This is a genomic window from Paraburkholderia jirisanensis (genome assembly GCF_054782355.1).
The window spans coordinates 786580-808956 of sequence record NZ_BAAGSQ010000029.1 but is presented as its reverse complement, the minus strand read 5'-3'; the positions used below and the strand labels follow the sequence as shown (position 1 = coordinate 808956).

The window sequence follows — 22377 nt, the reverse complement described above, 5'->3', positions numbered from 1 at the left end:
TGTCCGATTCGCGACAAAACTTGGCCGGACAACTGTCCTACGCCACATTACAATGGCTCGTACCCTAACGATTCGCCCGGTCCCGCTCCGACCCGAAGCCCCCCGCAGCGCCGCGCGAGCCCCGTTCAGCCCAGCCCAAGCCAAGTCACATATGGAATCGAGCCTCGACAAACGCGCCCTTGCCGGCGCCTCCGCGTCATCGGTCGCCACGGCGCCCGCCAGCAGCACCGCCAAGGTCCCCGGCACCGTTTATTCGATCCTCGGCCTGATCAGCTTCTCGCATCTGATGAACGACATGATCCAGTCGTTGATCCTCGCGATCTATCCGATGCTGAAGGACAACTTTTCGCTGTCGTTCGGGCAGATCGGCCTGATTACGCTGACCTACCAGATCACCGCATCGCTGCTGCAACCGCTGGTCGGCGTCTATACCGACAAGCATCCGAAGCCCTACTCGCTGCCCGTCGGCATGGGCTTCACGCTCGCCGGCCTGCTGCTGATGTCGGTGGCGCCGAACTTCGGCGTGCTGCTGATCGCGGCGGCGCTGGTCGGCTGCGGTTCGTCGGTGTTTCATCCGGAGTCGTCGCGGGTCGCGCGGATGGCGTCCGGCGGCCGCCACGGCCTCGCGCAGTCGCTGTTCCAGGTGGGCGGCAACGCCGGCACTTCGCTCGGGCCGCTGCTCGCTGCGCTGATCGTGATTCCGCATGGCCAGCGCAGCATCGCGTGGTTCTCGGTGGCGGCGCTGATCGGCATGGTGGTGCTGTCGCAGGTCAGCCGCTGGTACAAGCAGCACCCGGCCACGAAGAAGGCGCGCGTCGGTGTCGCGCATCCGTCGCTGTCGCGCAACCGCGTGATGTTCGCGATGAGCATCCTGGTGCTGCTGGTGTTCTCGAAGTACTTCTATCTGGCCAGCATCAACAGCTACTTCACGTTCTATCTGATCGACAAGTTTCACCTGCCGGTGCAGGCCGCGCAGATTCATCTGTTCGTGTTCCTCGCGGCGGTCGCGGCGGGCACCATCATCGGCGGTCCGGTAGGCGACAGGATCGGCCGCAAGTATGTGATCTGGGTGTCGATTCTCGGCGTCACGCCGTTCACGCTGCTGCTGCCGTACGCGAACCTGTTCTGGACCGGCGTGCTGACCGTCGTGATCGGCGTGGTGCTCGCGTCGGCGTTCTCGGCAATCCTCGTCTACGCGCAGGAGCTGATTCCGGGCAAGGTCGGGATGGTGGCGGGGCTGTTCTTCGGCTTCGCGTTCGGCCTCGGCGGCATCGGCGCGGCGGTGCTCGGCCAGCTCGCGGACGCAACCAGCATCCCGTATGTGTACAAGGTGTGCTCGTATCTGCCGCTGATCGGCATCCTGACGGTGTTCCTGCCGAATATCGAAGGCAAGCACGCGAAGGCGTAAGTCAAGCAGACGCGCTTTCGAACGAGCGAACCACCAACCTCACGCTTTTCGAAGCGTGGGGTTTTTTTACGTCTTTGTTCAGCGCAAACCGCTCACGTATCCGCTCACGTAGCGCTCATGGTGAACCCGCGTTGTACGCGCATCGGCGGCGCTCTATGCTGTGCTGACTGACGGTTCCGGCGCGCATCGCATCTGTAGACGGCGCACCCGCCCAATCGGTGCCGGCCACGCACCGGCGCACCGGCGCACCGATGTATCGCGCCGGCACGCCGATTGCGTACCCGCATCGCGTTTTCGTTCGAGCCTCTCGTCCCACGCTGACCGAAGGATCGCCGCCGATGACCCGCTATCACGAATTCCACCGTCACTCGATCGACGAGCCCGAAGCATTCTGGCGCAACGAAGCCACGCGCATTCATTGGGAGACGCCGTTTCACACGGTGCTCGACCGCTCGAATCCGCCGTTTGCGCGCTGGTTTGTCGGCGGCCGCACCAACCTGTGCCATAACGCGGTCGATCGCCACCTTGCGCAGCGCTCGCAGCAGAACGCGCTGATCTACGTATCGACCGAAACCGGCATTGAGCGCAAGTACACCTACGCCGAGCTGTACGCCGAAGTGAACCGGATGGCCGCGGTGATGCGCGCGCTGGGCGTGAAGCGCGGCGAGCGCGTGCTGATCTATCTGCCGATGATTCCCGAGGCGGTGTTCGCAATGCTCGCCTGCGCGCGGCTCGGCGCGGTTCATTCGGTGGTGTTCGGCGGCTTCGCCGCGCCGAACCTCGCGGCACGCATCGACGACGCGCAACCCGTGCTGATCGTCACCGCCGACGCGGGCGCGCGGGCCGGCAAAGTGATCGACTACGCGCCGCTGATCGACGAGGCGCTGTCGCGCGCCGCGCACAAGACGACGCGCGTGTTGCTGATCGACCGGCAACTGACGCCGGAAAAGCTGGTCGCGTCATATCTGGTCGACTACGAGCCGCTGCGCGAGCAGTTCTTCCACGCGCACGTCCAATGCGAATGGCTCGAGTCGAATGAACCGTCGTATGTGCTGTACACGTCCGGCACGACCGGGCGGCCGAAGGGCGTGCAGCGTGATGTCGGCGGTTATGCGGTGGCGCTGGCGGCATCGATGGAATACATCTTCCAGGGGCAGCCGGGCGACACGATGTTCACCGCTTCGGATGTCGGCTGGGTGGTGGGCCACAGCTATATCGTCTACGCGCCGTTGCTCGCGGGGCTCACGACGGTGATGTACGAGGGCACGCCGATCCGGCCCGACGGCGGCATCTGGTGGCGCCTGGTGCAGAAATACGGCATCAACCTGATGTTCACCGCGCCGACCGCACTGCGCGTGCTGAAGAAACAGGACCCGGCGTTGCTGAAGCAAGCCGATCTGTCGAGCCTGCGCACGCTGTTTCTCGCAGGCGAACCGCTCGATGAGCCGACCGCCGCATGGATTGCCGAAGCACTCGGCAAGCCGGTGGTCGACAACTTCTGGCAGACCGAAACGGGCTGGCCGATCCTCGCAATCCAGCGCGGCGTCGAAGCGCTGCCGCAGAAGCTCGGCTCGCCCGGCTTACCGGTGTACGGCTACAAACTGACCTTACGCAACGAGATGACCGGCGACGCGTGCGCGCCCGGCGAGAAAGGCGTGGTCACGCTGGGTTATCCGCTGCCGCCTGGTTGCATGTCGACGGTGTGGGGCGACGATGCGCGCTTTGTCAGCACGTACTGGTCGGGTGCGCCGGACCAGCCGGTGTACTCGACCTTCGATTGGGGCATTCAGGACGACGACGGCTACGTGACGATCCTCGGCCGCACCGACGATGTGATCAACGTCGCCGGCCACCGGCTCGGCACGCGTGAGATTGAAGAGGCGCTGTTGAGCCACAAGGCGGTGGCAGAGGTGGCCGTGGTCGGCGTAACCGACCCGGTGAAAGGCCAGGTGGCGCTGGCATTCACGGTGCTGCGCGATGCGGCGCGCTATGAAGCGGACGACGCGCGTGCGGCGCTCGAAGCGGAACTCGCGGCAACGGTGGACCGGCAGTTGGGCGCGATTGCGCGGCCGTCTCGCGTGCATGTGGTGGCGATGCTGCCGAAGACGCGCTCCGGCAAGCTGCTGCGCCGGGCGATCGCTGCGCTGGCGGAAGGACGCGACCCGGGCGATCTGCCGACGATCGAAGATCCGTCGGCGCTGCAGCAGATTCGGGATGCGCTGGACGCGCAGGTGCCGGTGCCGGTGCCCGTGCCGGTGCCACAGCGATAGAGGCAGGCCGCCTAAGCGACGGAAATTGTGCAACGGGTTATTGCACAATTTCCGGGACATTCAACGCCTGTGCGAGCGCCCGCAAAAACTCAAGGTTGCGCCGCGACGTGAGGCGTGGCCCGGCTCCGCAAACGCGGCGTCCGCACACGCGGCGTCCGCACACGCGGCGTCCGCAAACACGGCCTGCCAGCCTCCCGCGAGACGCCCGATCACTGCCGCGCCTGCAAAAACCGCCGCAAAATCCCACTCGAATACGTCCCCGCGATCTCGACCAGAAACGTCGCGAACGACGCCGGCGCATGCGCATCCGCGGTATCGGACACGGTCCGCACGATCGCACACGGCACGCCGTACTCATGACACACCTGCGCGATCGCCGCGCCTTCCATTTCGACGGCCAGCGCATCCGGCAGCACCGCGCGCAGCGCTTCGACCGCCGCCGCGCTCGCGATGAACTGATCGCCGCTGATCACCAGCCCGCGGTGCACGCGCGGCTGCTGCGTGGCAAAGCGCGTGGCCAGCGCACTGCCTTCTTCATCGAGGAAACGTTCGCATGCGGCGGCGAGTTGCGCGGCGAGCGCAGCATCGGCGGCAAAGCGCGCGACGCCAAGCAGCGGCACTTCAAAGCGCGGAAACAGCGGCGACGCATCGAGATCGTGCTGCATCAGGCTCTCGCCCACGACGATGTCACCGATCCGCACATCGCGCCCCACACCACCGGCCACACCCGTGAACACCACCGCCTCGACATTGAACGCATGAATCAGCGCACTGACCGTCGCGGCGGCGGCCACCTTGCCGATCCGCGCGAGCGTCACGACGCACGGCGCGCCATACACGGTACCCACGTGATAATCGCGCTGACCGTGCGTCACCGTGTGCACGCCGCCCTCGGCACGCATCGCGGCAACCAGGTCGCCGAGTTCTTCGGGCAGCGCCGCCATCACACCCAGCGGCCGGCGCACGGCCGCTTCGTTGTTATCCCCAACCTTCGCCTGCGTCATTGCCGTCGCCTTTCCTTCGTTCATTCCACCGCCTGCAGTTTCGCGACCGCGAGTGCCAGCCACTTCTCGCCGTGCCGCTTGAATTTCACCTGTGCCTTACCGTCCGTACCGCCGCCTTCGAGCGCGATGATCGTGCCTTCGCCGAACTTCGTATGGAACACCTGCTGACCGATCCGGAAACCGGTTTGCGCGGCCCGCTGCTCGTTAGCGAACGCAGGCACCGGCGCCGATGGCGTGCTGCTTTCATAAGGCGACGACTCGCGTCCGCCGCGCCCGAACCAGTCGCGGCCCCAGCCCGCGTTATCCGAACGGCCGCCCCAGCGCGCGCCGGGCTCGACCTTTGGCGTCAGCCACTTCAGCGTCTCCTGCGGCAGTTCATCGAAGAACCGCGAACGTATGTTGTAGCGGGTTTGCCCGTGCAGCATGCGGCTTTGCGCGAAGCTCAGATAGAGCCGCTCCTTCGCGCGCGTGATCGCGACGTACATCAGGCGGCGCTCTTCCTCGAGGCCGTCCGTTTCCATCGCGCTGTTCTCGTGCGGGAACAGGCCTTCCTCGAGCCCGGTGATGAACACCGCGGTGAATTCCAGACCTTTCGCCGAGTGCACCGTCATCAGTTGCACGGCTTCCTGGCCGGCCTGCGCCTGGTTGTCGCCCGCTTCGAGCGACGCGTGCGACAGGAAGCCGGCGAGCGGCGTCATCGTGTCGGGGTTTTGCGCCGGGTCGTCGAGATTGGGCGCATCGAACACGACGTTGCCCGGGTCGTCAGTCACCGCGACGAGCTCCGGCGCGTTGGTCGCGCCCGGCCGCAGCGGAATCGAGCGCGCCGGCGTGTCGAACCCGTAACCCTCTTCGCTGACGAACGCCGACGCCGCGTTCACCAGTTCCTGCAAGTTCTCGAGCCGATCCTGGCCCTCGCGCTCGTTCTGATAGAAGTCGTTGAGGCCGCTGCCGCGCACGACGTGCTCGACCGTTTCCGGCAAGCTCATCTGCTGCGTTTCGGCGCGCAGCCGGCCGATCAGCGTGGCGAATGTCGCGAGGCTCGAGCCTGCCTTGCCGGCCACATACGGTACGGCCGCGGCAAGCGAGCAGTTGTATTGACGCGCCGCGTCGGCAAGCTGCTCCAGCGAACGCGCACCGATGCCGCGCGTCGGAAAGTTGACCACGCGCGCGAACGCGGTGTCGTCGTTCGGATTGTCGATCAGGCGCAGATACGCCAGCGCATGCTTCACTTCCTGACGCTCGAAGAAGCGCAAGCCCCCGTACACGCGGTACGGAATGCCGACATTGACCAGCGTGTGCTCGATCGAGCGCGACTGCGCGTTGCTGCGGTAAAGCACCGCGATCTCGCTGCGCGACAGCCCCGAATTGATCAGCGCGCGCACTTCTTCGACGATCCAGCTCGCTTCCTGCGTATCGGTGGTCGCCTCATAGACGCGCACCGGCTCGCCGTGCCCCGCGTCGGTGCGCAGGTTCTTGCCGAGGCGCCGCGAGTTGTTCGCGATCAGCTGGTTGGCGGCGTCGAGAATGTAGCCGTGCGAGCGGTAGTTCTGCTCGAGCTTGATCAGGTTACGCACGTTGAACTCGTGCTCGAAGTCGCGCATGTTGCCGACGTTCGCGCCGCGGAACGCGTAGATCGACTGGTCGTCGTCGCCGACCGCGAAGATCGCGTTGTGTTCGCCCGCCAGCAGCTTGAGCCACGCGTACTGCAGCTTGTTGGTGTCCTGGAACTCGTCGACCAGAATCTGCCGGAAGCGCGCCTGGTAATGCGCGCGCAGCGGCGGATTGTGCGCGAGCAGCTCATAGCAGCGCAGCAGCAGTTCCGGGAAGTCCACCACGCCTTCGCGCTGGCATTGCTGTTCGTAAGCTTCGTATAGCTCGACGAACTTGAGGTTGAAGTTGTCGGTCGCGTCGACGTCCTTCGGCCGCAGCCCCTGCTCTTTCGCGTTGTTGATGAAGTACTGCAGGTTCTTCGCCGGGTACTTTTCGTCGTCGACGTTGAGGCCCTTCATCAGCCGCTTGATGGCCGACAGCTGGTCGGCGGTATCGAGAATCTGGAATGTCTGCGGCAGGCCCGCGTCGCGAAAATGCGCGCGCAGCATCCGGTTGCACAGCCCGTGAAAGGTGCCGATCCACATGCCGCGCGTATCGATCGGCAACAGCGCGGTGAGGCGCGCCGTCATTTCGCGCGCGGCCTTGTTGGTGAAGGTTACCGCCAGCACGGTGGGCGGCGACGCGTAACCGTGCTGGATCAGCCAGGCGATGCGCGTGATCAGCACGCGCGTCTTGCCGCTGCCGGCGCCCGCCAGGATGAGCGCGGGCTCGTTCGGCAGTGTGACGGCGGCGAGTTGTTCGGGGTTCAGGTTCGCGAGCAGATCGGGCATGACGTGTGGGTAGACAGCTGTTAAGCGGCGCGCGACGTCGCCGCGCGAGCGGCGCCGGAACACGGCCGAAGACCACGGAATGCAACGGAGGGCGCGGTGTCGCAGCGCCCGCAAGGCGGCGAGCCGCCACCGCGACAAGACTGGCCGGCGCTGCCGGCAAATGCGGCGGGATTTGAAGCGTTTGCTGCAAGCCGTCCGCCATTATAAGTCGCCGAACGTCTGGTCATTGCGCGCACTTTCAGCAGCGGCGAAGTGGCACCAAACCGGCCCGAGCGGCGTCGAAACGACCCCCAAAGGTCCCCAAAGCGCGGCCCGGACCGCACGCAAGCCTTTATACTTGAAGGTTTCCGGCATCTTTCCACGCATTTTTCGGCAGACTTTCACAATGAGCGACAGCACGCTGGCCAAGAGCTTCGAGCCCCACAATATCGAGGCCGAATGGGGTCCCAAATGGGCCCAACGCGGCTATGCCGCGCCCGCGATGCAGCCGGGCCGCCCGAATTTCTCGATCCAGTTGCCGCCGCCGAACGTCACCGGCACGCTGCATATGGGCCACGCGTTCAACCAGACCATCATGGACGGCCTGACGCGTTACCACCGGATGCTCGGCGACAACACGTTGTGGGTGCCGGGCACCGACCACGCGGGCATCGCCACGCAGATCGTGGTCGAACGGCAGCTCGACGCGCAGAAAGTGTCGCGCCACGACCTCGGCCGCGAGAAATTCGTCGAACGCGTGTGGGAATGGAAGCAGGAATCCGGCTCGACGATTACCAACCAGGTGCGGCGCCTCGGCGCATCGATCGACTGGTCGCGCGAATACTTCACGATGGACGACAAGATGTCAGCCGCCGTGGTCGACGTGTTCGTGCGTCTTTTCGAGCAGGGGCTGATCTATCGCGGCAAGCGCCTCGTGAACTGGGACCCGGTGCTGCTCACCGCGGTGTCCGATCTCGAAGTGGTCAGCGAGGAAGAAAACGGCCACCTGTGGCACATCCAGTACCCGCTCACCGACGGCTCCGGCCATCTGACGGTGGCCACCACGCGCCCCGAGACGATGTTGGGCGACGTCGCGGTGATGGTGCATCCGGAAGACGAGCGTTACGCGCACCTGATCGGTAAGACCGTCAGGCTGCCGCTGTGCGACCGCGAGATCCCGATCATCGCCGACGATTACGTAGACCGTGAATTTGGCACCGGCGTCGTGAAGGTCACGCCGGCGCACGACTTCAACGACTATCAGGTTGGCCTGCGCCATCAGCTGCCGCAAATCGAAATCCTGACGCTCGACGCGAAGATCAACGGCAATGCGCCCGCGCAGTATCAGGGCCTCGACCGCTTCGACGCGCGCAAGCGCGTGGTCGAAGACCTCGACAAGCTGGGCGCACTCGAATCGGTGAAGCCGCACAAGCTGATGGTGCCGCGCGGCGACCGCACCAACGTCGTGATCGAGCCGATGCTGACCGACCAGTGGTTCGTCGCGATGAGCAAGCCAGCGCCCGAAGGTACGTACAACCCCGGCAAATCGATCGCCGAAACCGCGCTCGACGTGGTGCGCAACGGCGAGATCAAGTTCGTGCCGGAAAACTGGACCAGCACCTACTACCAGTGGCTCGAGAACATCCAGGACTGGTGCATCTCGCGGCAACTGTGGTGGGGCCACCAGATCCCCGCGTGGTACGGCGAGAACGGCGAGATCTTCGTCGCGAAGAGCGAAACCGAAGCGCGCGCGAAGGCCGATGCGCAAGGCTACAGCGGCGCGCTGAAGCGCGACAACGACGTGCTCGACACGTGGTTCTCGTCGGCGCTGGTGCCATTCTCGTCGCTCGGCTGGCCGAACGAAACGCCGGAACTGCAGGCGTTCCTGCCGTCGTCGGTGCTGGTCACGGGCTTCGACATCATCTTCTTCTGGGTCGCGCGGATGGTCATGATGACCACCCACTTCACCGGCCGCGTGCCGTTCGACACGGTCTACGTGCACGGCCTCGTGCGCGACCACGAAGGCCAGAAGATGTCGAAGAGCAAGGGCAATACGCTCGACCCGCTCGATATCGTCGACGGCATCGAACTGGAAACGTTGGTGAAAAAGCGCACCACCGGCCTGATGAACCCGAAGAGCGCCGCCACCATCGAGAAGAAAACCCGCAAGGAATACCCGGACGGCATCCCCGCGTTCGGCACCGACGCGCTGCGCTTCACGATGGCTTCGATGGCCACGCTCGGCCGCAACATCAACTTCGATCTCGCGCGCTGCGAGGGCTACCGCAACTTCTGCAACAAGCTGTGGAACGCCACCCGCTTCGTGCTGATGAACTGCGAAGGCCACGACTGCGGCTTCAGCAAACCGGGCGATTGCCAGCCGGGCGACTGCGGCCCGGGCGGCTATACGGATTACTCGCAGGCCGACCGCTGGATCGTGTCGCTGCTGCAGCGGGTCGAAGCGGAAGTGGCCAAGGCGTTTGCCGACTATCGTTTCGACAATGTGGCAAACGCCCTATATAAGTTCGTGTGGGATGAATACTGTGACTGGTACGTCGAGCTGGCGAAGGTGCAGATCCAGACCGGCACGCCCGAACAGCAGCGCGCCACGCGCCGCACGCTGCTGCGCGTGCTCGAAACGGTGCTGCGCCTCGCGCATCCGGTGATTCCGTTCATCACCGAAGCGCTGTGGCAGAAAGTAGCGCCGTTGACCGATGCTTACCCGCAGGGCGCAGCGCCCGGCGAAGCGTCGATCATGGTGCAGCGCTACCCCGTTGCGGAGCCGAAAAAGATCGACGAGGCCGCGGAGCAATGGGCAGCCGATCTGAAAGCGGTGATCGACGCGTGCCGCAACCTGCGCGGCGAGATGAACCTGTCGCCGGCCACCAAGGTGCCGCTGCTCGCGGCCGGTAACGCAGAACGGCTGCATACGTTCGCGCCTTACGCCCAGGCGCTGGCGCGTCTGTCGGAAGTGCGCGTGCTGGCCGACGAAGCCGCACTCGACGCTGAAGCCCATGGCGCGCCGATTGCTATCGTTGGAAACGACAAGCTCGTGCTGAAGGTGGAAATCGATATCGCTGCCGAGCGTGAGCGCCTGTCAAAAGAGATTGCAAGACTGGCCGCGGAAGTGACGAAATGTAACGCCAAGCTGCAGAACGAGAGCTTTGTTGCAAAGGCGCCTGCCGCCGTGGTTGAGCAGGAGCAGAAAAGGCTGGCAGAATACCGCACCGCTATCGACAAGCTGACGGCGCAGCTCACGCGCCTGCCAGCCTGATAGATGCCGCGCCGCGCGCTGCACGCGTTGTTTCGCGCAACGTGATGCAACTTCGCGGCACGGCTAACCAACCAGAGGATCCAGGGGTAATCGCATGCTAAAAGTTACAAAAGCTGTCTTTCCGGTAGCAGGTCTTGGCACCCGGTTCCTCCCTGCGACCAAAGCCAGTCCCAAAGAAATGCTGCCGATCGTCGACAAGCCGCTGATTCAATACGCGGTCGAAGAGGCGATGGCGGCCGGCATCACCGAAATGATCTTCGTCACGGGCCGCAGCAAGCGCGCGATCGAAGATCACTTCGACAAGTCGTATGAGATCGAAGCCGAACTGCAGGCACGCGGCAAGGACAAGCTGCTCGAGCTGGTGCGCAGCATCAAGCCGAGCCATGTCGACTGCTTCTACGTGCGCCAGCCGGAGGCGCTTGGCTTGGGTCACGCGGTGCTGTGCGCCGAGAAGCTGGTGGGCGACAACCCGTTCGCCGTGATTCTCGCCGACGACTTGCTGTACGGCACGCCGCCGGTCATGCAACAGATGATCGAGGTGTTCGACCACTATCACAGCTCGGTGATCGGCGTCGAAGAGATCCCGCGCGACGAGACCAGGTCGTACGGTATCGTCGACGGCAAGGAGTGGGAAGACGCGATCATCAAGATGTCGGGCATCGTCGAAAAGCCGGAGCCGGCCGATGCACCGTCGAATCTTGGCGTGGTCGGGCGCTATGTGCTGAAGCCGCGGATCTTTGAACACATCCGCTCGATCAAGCCGGGCGCGGGCGGTGAGCTACAACTCACTGACGCGATTCAATCGCTGCTGAACGACGAGCAGGTGCTCGCGTACAAGTATCACGGCACGCGCTTCGATTGCGGCAGCAAGCTCGGGTATCTGAAGGCGACGGTTGAGTTCGCACTGCGCCATCCGGAAGTGGCGCAGGACTTCGAAGCGTATCTGCGCACGCGTTCGCCGGTTCTCGGAGGCTGATCGCCACGAAGCGACAAGCGAGGCGGTAAGGAATAAAGGCGTTGTGTCTGCTCGTGCAGGCACAACGCCTTTTTGTTGCAGCGTAGGTTGCGGTTACCGCAGCGCCGCCCAGGCCGCGATCAGCGCCGCAGCGTCAACAGCTTGCGTCAGCGACGCCGGATCAGAAAAACAAAGGTCTTGTCCTGCGTCGTCGCTTCGACGATACCGTTGCCGGTCTGCTTCGCGAACGCCGCGAAATCGCGCTGCGAGCCGGGGTCGGTGGCGAGCACCTTCAGGATCTGGCCGCTCTCCATATCGGCGAGCGCTTTCTTGGCACGCAGGATCGGCAGCGGGCAATTTAGCCCGCGCGCATCGACTTCCTTGTGAATCTGGGTTTCCATCGACGAGGACCTTCCGGGTAAAACGTCACGGCAAGATGCCGTGCAGAGGGTCAAATTCTACCGCAGGCGACTGTTCGGCGTGCTGCGGTGCCGGCGAGCGCCACGCGCGCGCACGCCGACACCCGTCATAGCGTCACCGCTTGCCCCGTCTCCAGCGAGCGCCGCAGCGCACTGCCGATGCGTGTCGCTTCCAGTGCATCCGCGAGTGTCGCGCCGCCCTGCTCGCCGCCTTTCATGGCCGCAACGAAGGCCTGCGCTTCGTAAAGAAACGCATCCTCGAAGCGGTCGAAAAAGGTCGGCGTGCATTCGTTGCGCACGCCATGCGCGTCCAGAATCTCGACGCGATTGAGCCGCGGATTACGCCCAACAGTCATCGCCCCCGCGGTGCCGATCACCTCGCTGCCGGTATCGTTGCCGTGCGCCATCGTGCGCGACGCGTAGAACATCGCCAGCTGTCCGCCTTCGAATTCGCAGATCGCCACGCCGTTATCGACGTCGCCGAATTCGCGCAAGCCTTCATGCAGCGCAACCGTGCCGGCCGCGTACACGCGCTTCGCCTTCGGTTTGCCGAGCAGCCAGCGCGCGACGTCGATGTCGTGCACCGTGCAGTCGAGAAAGATGCCGCCCGAAGTCGGCGCAAAGCGCACGAAGAAGCCTTCCGGATCGTTCTGGTCGCAGGTTTGCGAGCGCACCATGAACGGCCGGCCGATGCGGCCTGCCTGAATCTTGTCGTACGCGTCGCGATAGCTCGGATCGAAGCGGCGCATAAAACCGATGGTCGCCTGCAGTTGGGGCGCGCGCTGCGCTTCTGCGATCACGCGCTCGCATTCGGCGATATCGAGCGACAGCGGCTTCTCGCAGAACACGTGTTTGCCGGCGCGCAACGCGTCGACGATCTGTTGCGCGTGCAACGACGAAGGGGTGACGAGCCACACTGCGTCGACGTCGCGATCGTCGAGCAATGAAGCGTAGTCGCGATAGGCACGCGGCGCGGCGGGCAACGCGTCGCGCGCCCATGCGAGTTCGTCGTCGAGCGGGCTGCACACGGCGGCGAGCACTGCGCCTGGCACGCGATACGCAAGATTCTGCGCATGGCGCTTGCCGAGGCGCCCGAGCCCCACCACGCCGATGCGCAAAGGTGCGGCGGATACTGTCGTGGCGGCCGTCATCACGCGTTGCCCTCGCTGAGCTTCACCGCGCGGCCTTCGCGCCACGAGCGGGTGGCCGCATCGGCCAGTTCAAGCGCTTTCAGGCCGTCGGCCACCGTGGTGCGCACCGGCTTGCCTTGCGTGACGGCTTCGAAGAAATGCGCAATCTCATGCGCATAGGCCGCGCGATAGCGTTCGAGGAAGAATGCTTCCGGCACATCGCTCGATACTGCCGTCTTCGAATACGCGACCACTTCGGTCGGCCGCACGTTGCCCGCTTGCAGCATCCCCTCGCTGCCGAGCACTTCGAAGCGTTGATCGTATCCATACGCAGCGCGACGCGCCGTGTTGATCTGGCACAACCGCCCACGCTTCGTGCGGATCGTCACCGCGGTCGAATCGATATCGCCTGCATCGGCAATCGCCGGGTCGCTCAGACAGCTGCCGGTGGCATGCAGCGTGTCGGCTTCGTCGTCGAGAATCCAGCGGAAGATATCGAAATCGTGGATCAGCATGTCCTTGAAGATACCGCCCGAGTGCTTGATGTACTCGACCGGCGGCGCGCCCGGATCGCGGCTCGTCACGACCAGCATTTCCGGCGTGCCGATTTCGCCCGCATCGATGCGCGCCTTGACCGCGGAAAAGGTCGGATCGAAACGCCGCTGAAAACCGATCATGCAAACCACACCCGCCTTCGCAACCGCATCCGCGCAAGCGCGTGCGCGTTCGATCGTCAGGTCGACCGGCTTCTCGCAGAACACGTGTTTCTTCTGCGCCGCGGACTTCAGAATCAGATCGGCATGCGTATCGGTGCTCGAGCAGATCACCGTCGCGCCGATCGACGCATCGCCGATCGCGCCATCCACGTCCGCGACCTGCGCGCCGTGCTGCGCGGCCAACGCCGCAGCCGCGTCGCGATTCACATCCACCACATACTTGAGCCGCACGCCCGGCTGGCGCGCCAGGTTTGCCGCATGAATCTTGCCGATGCGCCCCGCGCCGAACACGGCTACATCGATCGTCTTGTCTCCTGCCGAACTCGCATTAGTCATCGTATCCTCCAAGGTCCTTCGATTCTTCGACGTTCAATTCCAGCTTGTACGCAAGCGCGATAAACAGCGCCTGGCACAGGCAGATCGTGCTGGTCAGCGAGCGGAACGCAAACGCGCTGCCCTCTTTCACATACAACTGCGCGCTCGCATAGCGGGCGAGCGGCGATAGCTGGCTGTCGCTGATCACCAGGGTTTTCGCCTGGTGATGGTGCGCGACGCGCAAGCAGTACTGCGTTTCCTTGCCATACGGCGCGAAGCTGATTGCGATCACCACATCGCCCTTCTTCACGCTGCGAATCTGTTCGCGGTACATGCCGCCGAAGCCCGACACCAGATGCACGCGTTTAGGCGTGTGCTGCAGCGCATACACGATGTAGCTCGCCACCGGAAACGACCGGCGTACGCCGATCACATAGATGTTGTCGGCCTGCTGCAGCATCTTCACGGCGGCTTCGAACTGCTCGTCGTCGAGCGAGCCTTCGAGTTCGTCGAGGCCGCTGCGGCACGCGGCCACGAATTCGCGCGCCACAGTGCCGCCCGACAGGCGCCCCGGCTTCTCGTCGATCAACTTGCGAATGCGCTGCTGATAGCTCTGCGCGGTGCCGCCCTGCCCCGTATAAGCCTGTCTAAACACCGCCTGCAGATCGGAGAAGCCCGAAAACCCGAAACGCTGCGCGAAGCGCACCACCGCCGACGGATGCACGCCGCAGCTCGCGGCAATATCGCTGGTGCGATCGACCATCACGCTGCCGCGGTTCTGCTCAATATAAGTGGCCACGCTCTTCAACTGACGCGGCAACGATTCGTAGTTGTCCGCGATGCGCTGCATCAATTCTTCGACGCTCGGCAGTTCTTCTGTGCTTGGCTCGGCCATGGCCCGTCCTTCGGTGCTGTATTGCGGCGCAAAAACCGCGTTGCTGGCGCCTGCGCACGTTGCGCCGACGTTGCCGATTATAGGTAGCGCACCCATCAAATGGAATGAATTTTCCATTTTTATTTGTCATGAAATTTTCATTGCAAGCGCTCCGAAGATCGCCTAATCTTGGTCGTGAGCGATGGTGTGCGCGGAAGGTCAACTGCGTGCGTGCCTGGCGGTGTTCCCGCTGTGTACCCCATACGTTCCCCTCAAAAACGAACAGACCGAGAAAGGTGGAGACAATGAAACTTTGCAAGAGCAAGGGTTCGCTATCGGCGCTTGTCGCAGCGCTGTCGCTGACGCTGGGGTTCGCCGCGGCGTCGCCCGCACAGGCAGCCGACGCACACTTCGTACTGATCAGCCACGCGCCGGATTCCGATTCGTGGTGGAACACGATCAAGAACGCCATCAAGCAGGCCGACGAAGATTTCAACGTCGAAACCGATTACCGCAATCCGCCGAACGGCGATATCGCGGATATGTCGCGCCTCGTCGAACAATCGGCTGCACGCAACTACGATGGCGTGATCGTCACCATCGCCGATTTCGACGTGCTGAAAAGCTCGATCGGCAAGGTCACCGCGAAGAAGATTCCGCTCGTTACGATCAACTCCGGCACGGAAGAGCAGAGCCAGAAACTGGGCGCGATCATGCACGTCGGGCAGCCTGAATACGTGGCCGGCAAGGCCGCAGGCGAAAAGGCCAAAGCCGCGGGCGTGAAGTCGTTCCTGTGCGTGAACCACATTGCAACCAACGCGGTGTCGTTCGACCGTTGCCGCGGTTTCGCCGAAGCGATCGGCGCGAACTACAAGACGTCGACCATCGATTCGGGCCAGGACCCGACCGAAATCCAGACGAAAGTCAGCGCTTATCTGCGCAACCATCCGAAAACCGATGCGATCCTGACGCTCGGCCCGGTGCCGGCTGCGGCAACGTTGAAGGCCGTGCAGCAGATGGGTCTCGAAAATAAGATTTACTTCGCTACCTTCGACTTCTCCGACGATATCGCCAAGGCGATCCAGGCCGGCACGATCAAGTTCGCGATCGACCAGCAGCCGTATCTGCAAGGCTATATCCCGGTGGCCGTGCTCGCGATCGCGAAGAAGGAACACACCACCGATCCGACCAAGATCCGCCAGATCCTGCAGGCGAATCCGAAGTTCAAGGCACGCCTCGAAACCTACGGTCTCGAACCGTCGTATGGGCCTAAGGACATTCGCTCTGGCCCGGGCTTTATCACGAAGGACAATCTCGACAAGGTCGTCAAGTACGCGGGCCAGTACCGCTAAGCGACTTTCTGTTAGCAAGCCGTAGCGGTACCGGACGCGCTGTGAGGCGCGGCACCGGCGGGCCTCGCTCCGCCTGTCGCCGCGCAACTTGCTGGCTTCGAGGCCTTTCGGACCGTGCTTTCCACGGCGCATTCAACCGGCTTGCGGCGCACCGCCCCCCTCGCGGTGCGCGCGCAGCCGGGCATCAAGGAGACATCATGGGCGTAGCCGGCAAACACTATCCGTCGCATGCAGCACCGCCGTCGAACGACGGCGACGCTGCGGCAGCTTCACAGCCAGGCGCGCAGCCAGGCGCGGCGCATTCAGACGAACGCGTGCGCCGCGAATCGTGGTTCGGCCATCTGCTGAACCGTCCGGAATTTGCGGCGATTTCCGGCACCGTGCTGGTGTTTATCGTGTTCGCGTTCGCCGCCGGCCATTCGGGCATGTTCAATCTCGACGGCGTGATGAACTGGTCGCAGGTGTCCGCGTATCTGGGCATTCTGGCGGTCGGCGCGTGCCTGCTGATGATCGCCGGCGAGTTCGATCTGTCGATCGGTTCGATGATCGGCTTCGCCGGCATGATGGTTGCGATTCCGTCGGTGTATTTCCATTGGCCGCTGTGGGCGGCGATTGTGTTCGCGTTCGCCGGTTCGATGGCGCTCGGTGCGCTGAATGGCTATCTGGTGATGCGCACGCGCTTGCCGTCGTTCATCGTGACGCTGGCATTCCTGTTCATTCTGCGTGGGCTGACGCTGGCGCTGTCGATCATGGTGGCGGATCGCACGATCATTTCGGGCGTCGGCGATCTTGCGCAGAGCGATCCGGTGTCGAATCTGCTGTTCCATGGCGTCGCGCTGCATGGGCTTTTCACCTCCCTCGCGCATATGGGCATCGGCACCCTGCTCGATAACGGCCAGCCGCTCGTGCCGGGCATTCCCAAGGTGGTTCTGTGGTGGTTTGCGCTGGCGGCGATCTGCGCGTTCGTGCTCGCCAAAACGCGCTACGGCAACTGGATTCTCGCGGTGGGCGGCGATGCCAACGCAGCGAAAAACGTCGGCGTGCCGGTGCGGCGCGTGAAGATCTCGCTGTTCGTGTTGACCGCGTTCTGCGCATGCCTGTTCGCGGTGCTGCAGGTGTGCGATATCGGCTCGGCTGCAGCTGACCGCGGCCTGCAAAAGGAATTCGAAGCGATCATCGCCGCGGTGATCGGCGGCACGCTGCTGACCGGCGGCTACGGCTCGGTGGTCGGTGCGTGTTTCGGCGCGCTGATCTTCGGCGTCGTGCAGATCGGTATTACCTATACGGACGTCAGCTCCGACTGGTTCCGCGTGTTCCTCGGCGTGATGCTGCTGCTCGCCGTGCTGTTCAACCACTACGTGCGCCGCCGCGTCGCGCAATCGTAACGACCGGGAGACGACCATGTCCGATACCACTACCCAGGACGACATCATTCTCGCGCTCGAAGACGTCAGCAAGTTCTTCGGCAAGGTGATTGCGCTATCCGGCGTGACGCTGCGCTTAAAGCGCGGCGAAGTGCACTGCCTGCTCGGCGACAACGGCGCCGGCAAGTCGACGCTGATCAAGACGCTGGCCGGCGTGCATGCGCCCTCCTCCGGCCAGTATCTGGTGGACGGTAAACCTGTGCATTTCGAATCGCCGAAAGATGCGCTCGACTTAGGCATCGCAACGGTTTATCAGGATCTTGCGTTAGTGCCGCTGCTGTCGGTGGCACGCAATTTCTTCATGGGCCGCGAGCCGCAGAAGAAACGCTTCGGCTTGTTCAACGTAATGGACCTTGAGACCTGCGCGCAGACCTCACGCGAAAAGCTCGCCGAAATGGGCATCAACGTACGCGATCCACATCAGCCGATCGGCACGATGTCCGGCGGCGAACGGCAGTGCCTCGCGATTGCGCGCGCGATCCACTTCGGCGCGCGCGTGCTGATCCTCGACGAGCCCACCGCGGCGCTCGGCGTCAAGCAGAGTTTCAACGTGCTGAAGCTGATTCACAAGGCGCGCGCGAAAGGCATCTCGGTGATTTTCATCACGCACAACGTGCACCACGCGTATCCGATCGGCGATTCGTTCACGCTGCTCAACCGCGGCAAATCGCTCGGCACCTATACGAAGGAGACGATCAGCAAGGATCAGGTGCTCGACATGATGGCAGGCGGCGCCGAAATGCAGAAGATGATCGGCGAGCTCGAAGGCGCGACGATCTGAAGCCCAGGTCCAGGCGAATCTGACGCGCGCCCTTATGTCTGCAAGCTCGCACCCTATTGCTATCGCTATTGCGCTCGCTGCGGCGACGTCCCGACACTCAGGATAATTTATGGCCCTCACCAGCACCTCGACTGCCCCGGCGGGCACCCGCTTCGCCGCCGGACGCAGCCGCGACATCATCTGCCTCGGCCGTCTCGCGGTCGATCTGTACGCGCAGCAGGTCGGCGCGCGGCTCGAAGACGTGTCGACCTTCGCGAAGTATCTCGGCGGGTCTTCGGCGAATATCGCGTTCGGCTGCGCGCGGCTCGGGCTCGACGCAGCCATGCTTGCGCGGGTCGGCAACGACCATATGGGACGCTTTCTGACTGAGACGCTCACTAAGGAAGGCTGCGACGTCAGCCACGTGCGCGTCGATCACGAGCGGCTTACTGCGCTCGTGCTGCTCGGGCTGAAAGACCGCGACACGTTTCCGCTGATCTTCTACCGCGAGAACTGCGCGGATATGGCCGTCGACGAAGCGGATTTTGACGAGGCGTTCATCGCATCGTCGAAGGCGCTGCTGATAACCGGCACGCATCTGTCGACCGAACAGGTGAACCGCACCAGCCGCCGCGCGCTGGAATACGCGCGCCGCAACGAAGTGCGCACGGTGCTCGACATCGACTATCGGCCGGTGCTGTGGGGCTTGACCGGCAAGGCTGATGGCGAAACGCGTTTCATCGCGAACGAAAGCGTCAGCGCGCATCTGCAAGGCCTGCTGTCGCTATTCGATCTGGTGATCGGCACCGAAGAAGAGTTCTGCATTGCGGGTGGCAGCACCGACTTGCTCGAAGCGCTCGCCACCGTGCGCAGCGTGACGCCGGCAACGCTCGTCGTCAAACGCGGGCCGCTTGGCTGCCAGATCATCGACGGCGCATTGCGCGCGAGTCTCGACGACGCGCCGATTCACGGCGGCGTGCAAGTCGAAGTGCTGAACGTGCTCGGCGCGGGCGACGCGTTCGCATCGGGCTTTCTATCCGGATGGTTGCGCGATCAGCCGCTCGATGCATGCGCCCGCGCGGCGAATGCAAGCGGCGCGCTGGTCGTCTCGCGCCACGGCTGCGCGCCCGCGATGCCGACGCCGGCCGAGCTCGACTATTTCCTCGCCGAAGCCAAAGCCGACCCGCAAAGAATGCGCCGCCCGGACCGCGACGCGAAGCTCGCCCGCCTGCACCGCGTGACGCCCGCGCGCAAGCAATGGGACGAAGTGCTCGGCTTCGCGTTCGACCATCGCAACCAGTTCTTCGAACTGGCGCAGCAAACCGGCGCCGGCGAAGCGCGCATCGACCAGTTGAAAAAGCTGTTCGTCGCAGCGGCCGCGCAAACCGAAACTGCACTCAGCCTGCAAGGGCGTATCGGCGTGTTGATCGACGACCGCTACGGCCAGGACGCACTGAACGCCGCAACCGGCCGCGGCTGGTGGATCGGCCGTCCGGTCGAGCTGCCCGGCTCGGTGCCGCTGGAGTTCGACCACGGCCGCTCGATCGGCACTACGCTCGCGAGCTGGCCGCGCGAGCACGTGGTGAAGTGTCTGGTGCACTACCACCCGGATGAGGCAGTCGAACAACGGCTCGAACAGGAAGCGCAACTGCGCGCGCTGTACGACTCGGTGCAGGCAAGCGGCCACGAACTGCTGCTCGAAGTGATTCCGCCGAAGCATGCGCATCTGCCGAACGATCCGCAGGTGGTGCCGCGCGCGCTGAAGCGTCTGTACAACATCGGCATCTATCCGGAATGGTGGAAGCTCGCCCCACTCGATGCCGCGCAATGGCAAGCCGTCGATGCGCTGATCGCCGAGCGCGATCCGCACTGCCGCGGCGTGGTGCTGCTCGGACTGTCGGCGCCGGTCGATCAACTGATCGAAGGCTTCACGGCCGCTGCGGCTTCGGCCAGCTGCCGCGGCTTTACGGTGGGCCGCACGATCCATTACGAACCGAGCCACGCGTGGCTTGCCGGTGAAATCGGCGATGAAGAACTGATCGCGCGAGTGCGGCGCACCTTCGAAACCTTGATCGTGGCATGGCGCTCGGCACGCGCTGCCGCGCGCGGCAACGACCCGCGCAACGTTCATCAGGAGCAGGCGGCATGAACCAACGTGTGTTCCATCAGGAGACGAGCGCAGCGGATCCGGTCACTGCGGGCGCAGAGCAAGCTGCCGCGCCGCACGGCACGCTGCGTTTGACTGCAGCGCAGGCGCTGGTCCGTTACCTCGCTGCGCAGCGTGTCGTTACCGAAGACGGCAAGAGCACCGAGCCGCTGTTCGGCGGCGTGTTTGCGATCTTCGGACACGGCAACGTGGCCGGCATCGGCGAAGCCTTGTACCAGCATCGCAACGAGTTGCCGACGCTACGTGCGCACAACGAGCAGGCGATGGCGCACAGCGCGATCGCCTTTGCGAAAGCGCATTTCCGCCGCCGCATGATGGCGGTCACCACGTCGATCGGACCGGGCGCGACCAACCTCGTCACCGCGGCGGCGCTTGCGCATGTGAACCGCTTGCCGGTGCTGCTGCTGCCGGGCGATATCTTCGTGTCGCGCGCGCCGGACCCGGTGTTGCAGCAGGTCGAGGATTTCCACGACGGCGGCATTTCCGCCAACGATGTGTTCAAGCCGGTGTCGCGCTATTTCGACCGCATCATGCATCCGGCGCAATTGCTGAGCGCGTTGCCGCGCGCGATGCGCGTGCTGACCGATGCGGCGCTGTGCGGGCCGGTGACGCTCGCGCTGCCGCAGGATGTGCAGGCGGCCGCTTACGACTACCCCGCCGATTTCTTCGAGCCGCGCGTCGTATCGTTCCATGCGCCGGCGCCGGTCGACGAAGAACTCGCAGCGGCGCTTACGCGCCTGCGCGACGCGAAGCGGCCAATGATCGTCGCCGGTGGCGGCGTGCTGTACGGGCGCGCGTCGGGCCAACTGTGCGCGTTTGCGGCCGCGCACGGCATCCCGGTTGCCGAAACGCAAGCAGGCAAAGGCGCGCTTGCGTGGGACGATCCGCTGAACATGGGCGCGCTCGGCGTGACCGGTTCGCCCGGTGCGAATGCGCTCGCGCACGAAGCGGATTGCGTGCTCGCGGTCGGCACGCGTCTGCAGGATTTCACTACCGGCTCGAACACGCTGTTCACGCAGGCCGACGTGATCGGCATCAACGCGAACGCATTCGATGGCCTCAAGCATCGCGGGCTCGTCGTGCAAGCCGATGCCGCGCGGACGCTCTCCGCACTGTCCGTGCAATTGAAGGACTGGCGGGCCGACGCTACGTGGACAACGCGCGCGCACCAGCTCGCAAACGAATGGCGCGAAACCGTCGCGCGTCTCACGCACGCGCCGCAACGCGACAACGTGCTGCCCTACGACGCCGACGTGATCGGCGCAGTACAGCGCTCGAACCCGCAATCGGCGCTCAACGATATCGTCGTCTGCGCGGCCGGCACGCTGCCCGCCGAACTGCACAAGCTGTGGCGCGCCGGACGTCCCGGCGCCTATCACGTCGAATACGGCTATTCGTGCATGGGCTACGAGATCGCGGGCGGTCTCGGCGCGAAGCTCGCGCGACCCGAGCGCGAAGTGATCGTGATGGTCGGCGACGGCAGCTATCTGATGCTGAACAGCGAGATCGCGACGTCGGTGATGCTCGGCACGAAGCTGATTATCGTGGTGCTCGACAACCGCGGCTACGGCTGTATCAACCGGCTGCAGCAAGCGTGCGGCGGCGCGCCGTTCAACAATATGTTCGACGATTGCGCGCAAGGTCCGCTTGGCGCGCCCGCGGTCGATTTCGCCGCGCATGCGCGTTCGCTCGGCGCAAAGGCCGAGCATGTGAAGCACATCGGCGAACTCGAAGCCGCCCTGCAGCGTGCCCGCGCCGCGGACCGCACCTACCTGATCAGCATCGACACCGACGCCGCCCGCACCACCGACGACGGCGGCTGGTGGTGGGAAGTCGCGGTGCCCGAGGTATCGCAACGGTCCGGCGTGCGCGATGCGCGCACCGCTTACGAAGCCCAGCTGGCCACGCGCGATCACGCCGCCGGCCCTTCACCTTCAGCCAACGAATGA

Annotated in this window: 16 protein-coding genes; 10 read left to right on the top strand and 6 right to left on the bottom strand. The window is 64.3% G+C overall.

The window, feature by feature from the left end:
- Positions 1–151: 151 nt before the first annotated feature.
- Together ACYVNQ_RS29325 and ACYVNQ_RS29320 are read left to right on the top strand one after the other, a co-directional pair.
- Positions 152–1408, top strand: a complete 1257-nt coding sequence (locus ACYVNQ_RS29325) for an MFS transporter (RefSeq protein ID WP_460907505.1) — start codon at positions 152–154, stop codon at positions 1406–1408.
- A 338-nt stretch (positions 1409–1746) separates the two neighbouring features.
- Positions 1747–3678, top strand: a complete 1932-nt coding sequence (locus ACYVNQ_RS29320; RefSeq protein WP_460907503.1) for a propionate--CoA ligase — start codon at positions 1747–1749, stop codon at positions 3676–3678.
- Positions 3679–3887: 209 nt separating this feature from the next.
- Here the strand turns inward: ACYVNQ_RS29320 and ACYVNQ_RS29315 are convergent, their stop codons facing one another.
- The gene (locus tag ACYVNQ_RS29315; protein ID WP_460907753.1) at positions 3888–4682 is read right to left on the bottom strand and encodes a 5'-methylthioadenosine/adenosylhomocysteine nucleosidase; all 795 of its coding nucleotides are present in this window, start codon (positions 4680–4682) and stop codon (positions 3888–3890) included.
- Positions 4683–4702: 20 nt separating this feature from the next.
- Positions 4703–7063: a UvrD-helicase domain-containing protein gene (locus ACYVNQ_RS29310; protein WP_460907500.1), complete on the bottom strand. Its 2361-nt coding sequence runs from the start codon at positions 7061–7063 to the stop codon at positions 4703–4705.
- Between the two features lie 385 nt (positions 7064–7448).
- Here ACYVNQ_RS29310 and ACYVNQ_RS29305 point away from each other — a divergent pair, with 385 nt between their 5' ends.
- Together ACYVNQ_RS29305 and galU are read left to right on the top strand one after the other, a co-directional pair.
- On the top strand, positions 7449–10316 hold the full coding sequence (locus tag ACYVNQ_RS29305; protein ID WP_460907498.1) for a valine--tRNA ligase: 2868 nt from the start codon (positions 7449–7451) through the stop codon (positions 10314–10316).
- 94 nt (positions 10317–10410) lie between these two features.
- Entirely contained in the window at positions 10411–11292 is an 882-nt protein-coding gene (galU, locus tag ACYVNQ_RS29300) for a UTP--glucose-1-phosphate uridylyltransferase GalU (RefSeq protein ID WP_460907496.1), read from the top strand.
- 146 nt (positions 11293–11438) lie between these two features.
- On the opposite strand, the gene ACYVNQ_RS29295 is transcribed toward galU, so the two are convergent.
- From ACYVNQ_RS29295 to ACYVNQ_RS29280, 4 genes are all read right to left on the bottom strand, one after another.
- The gene (locus ACYVNQ_RS29295) at positions 11439–11672 is read right to left on the bottom strand and encodes a sulfurtransferase TusA family protein (protein ID WP_460907494.1); all 234 of its coding nucleotides are present in this window, start codon (positions 11670–11672) and stop codon (positions 11439–11441) included.
- A 125-nt stretch (positions 11673–11797) separates the two neighbouring features.
- On the bottom strand, positions 11798–12841 hold the full coding sequence (locus ACYVNQ_RS29290; protein WP_460907751.1) for a Gfo/Idh/MocA family oxidoreductase: 1044 nt from the start codon (positions 12839–12841) through the stop codon (positions 11798–11800).
- Positions 12841–13872 (bottom strand): inositol 2-dehydrogenase, encoded by a 1032-nt coding sequence (gene iolG, locus ACYVNQ_RS29285; protein ID WP_460907492.1) that lies wholly within the window; start codon positions 13870–13872, stop codon positions 12841–12843. Before iolG ends, ACYVNQ_RS29290 begins: the two co-directional genes overlap by 1 nt.
- Positions 13865–14746: a MurR/RpiR family transcriptional regulator gene (locus ACYVNQ_RS29280; protein WP_460907490.1), complete on the bottom strand. Its 882-nt coding sequence runs from the start codon at positions 14744–14746 to the stop codon at positions 13865–13867. The genes iolG and ACYVNQ_RS29280 overlap by 8 nt, the downstream gene beginning before the upstream one ends.
- Here ACYVNQ_RS29280 and ACYVNQ_RS29275 point away from each other — a divergent pair.
- The 6 genes from ACYVNQ_RS29275 (at position 14745) to iolD (ending at position 22377) form a co-directional block, all read left to right on the top strand.
- Positions 14745–14912 carry a hypothetical protein gene (locus ACYVNQ_RS29275; RefSeq protein ID WP_460907489.1) on the top strand — a complete coding sequence of 56 codons (168 nt, stop codon included), beginning with the start codon at positions 14745–14747 and terminating at the stop codon, positions 14910–14912. The genes ACYVNQ_RS29280 and ACYVNQ_RS29275 overlap by 2 nt on opposite strands.
- A 118-nt stretch (positions 14913–15030) precedes the next feature.
- Complete coding sequence (locus ACYVNQ_RS29270; RefSeq protein WP_460907487.1) at positions 15031–16077, top strand: sugar ABC transporter substrate-binding protein; 1047 nt, start codon at positions 15031–15033, stop codon at positions 16075–16077.
- A 197-nt stretch (positions 16078–16274) separates the two neighbouring features.
- Positions 16275–17462, top strand: a complete 1188-nt coding sequence (locus ACYVNQ_RS29265; protein WP_460907485.1) for an ABC transporter permease — start codon at positions 16275–16277, stop codon at positions 17460–17462.
- A 16-nt stretch (positions 17463–17478) separates the two neighbouring features.
- Positions 17479–18282: an ATP-binding cassette domain-containing protein gene (locus ACYVNQ_RS29260; protein WP_460907483.1), complete on the top strand. Its 804-nt coding sequence runs from the start codon at positions 17479–17481 to the stop codon at positions 18280–18282.
- Between the two features lie 109 nt (positions 18283–18391).
- A complete protein-coding gene (locus ACYVNQ_RS29255; protein WP_460907481.1) occupies positions 18392–20410 on the top strand; it encodes a bifunctional 5-dehydro-2-deoxygluconokinase/5-dehydro-2-deoxyphosphogluconate aldolase in 2019 nt (672 codons plus the stop codon).
- Positions 20407–22377, top strand: coding sequence for a 3D-(3,5/4)-trihydroxycyclohexane-1,2-dione acylhydrolase (decyclizing) (gene iolD / locus ACYVNQ_RS29250; RefSeq protein WP_460907479.1), 1971 nt, complete (start codon positions 20407–20409; stop codon positions 22375–22377). Before ACYVNQ_RS29255 ends, iolD begins: the two co-directional genes overlap by 4 nt.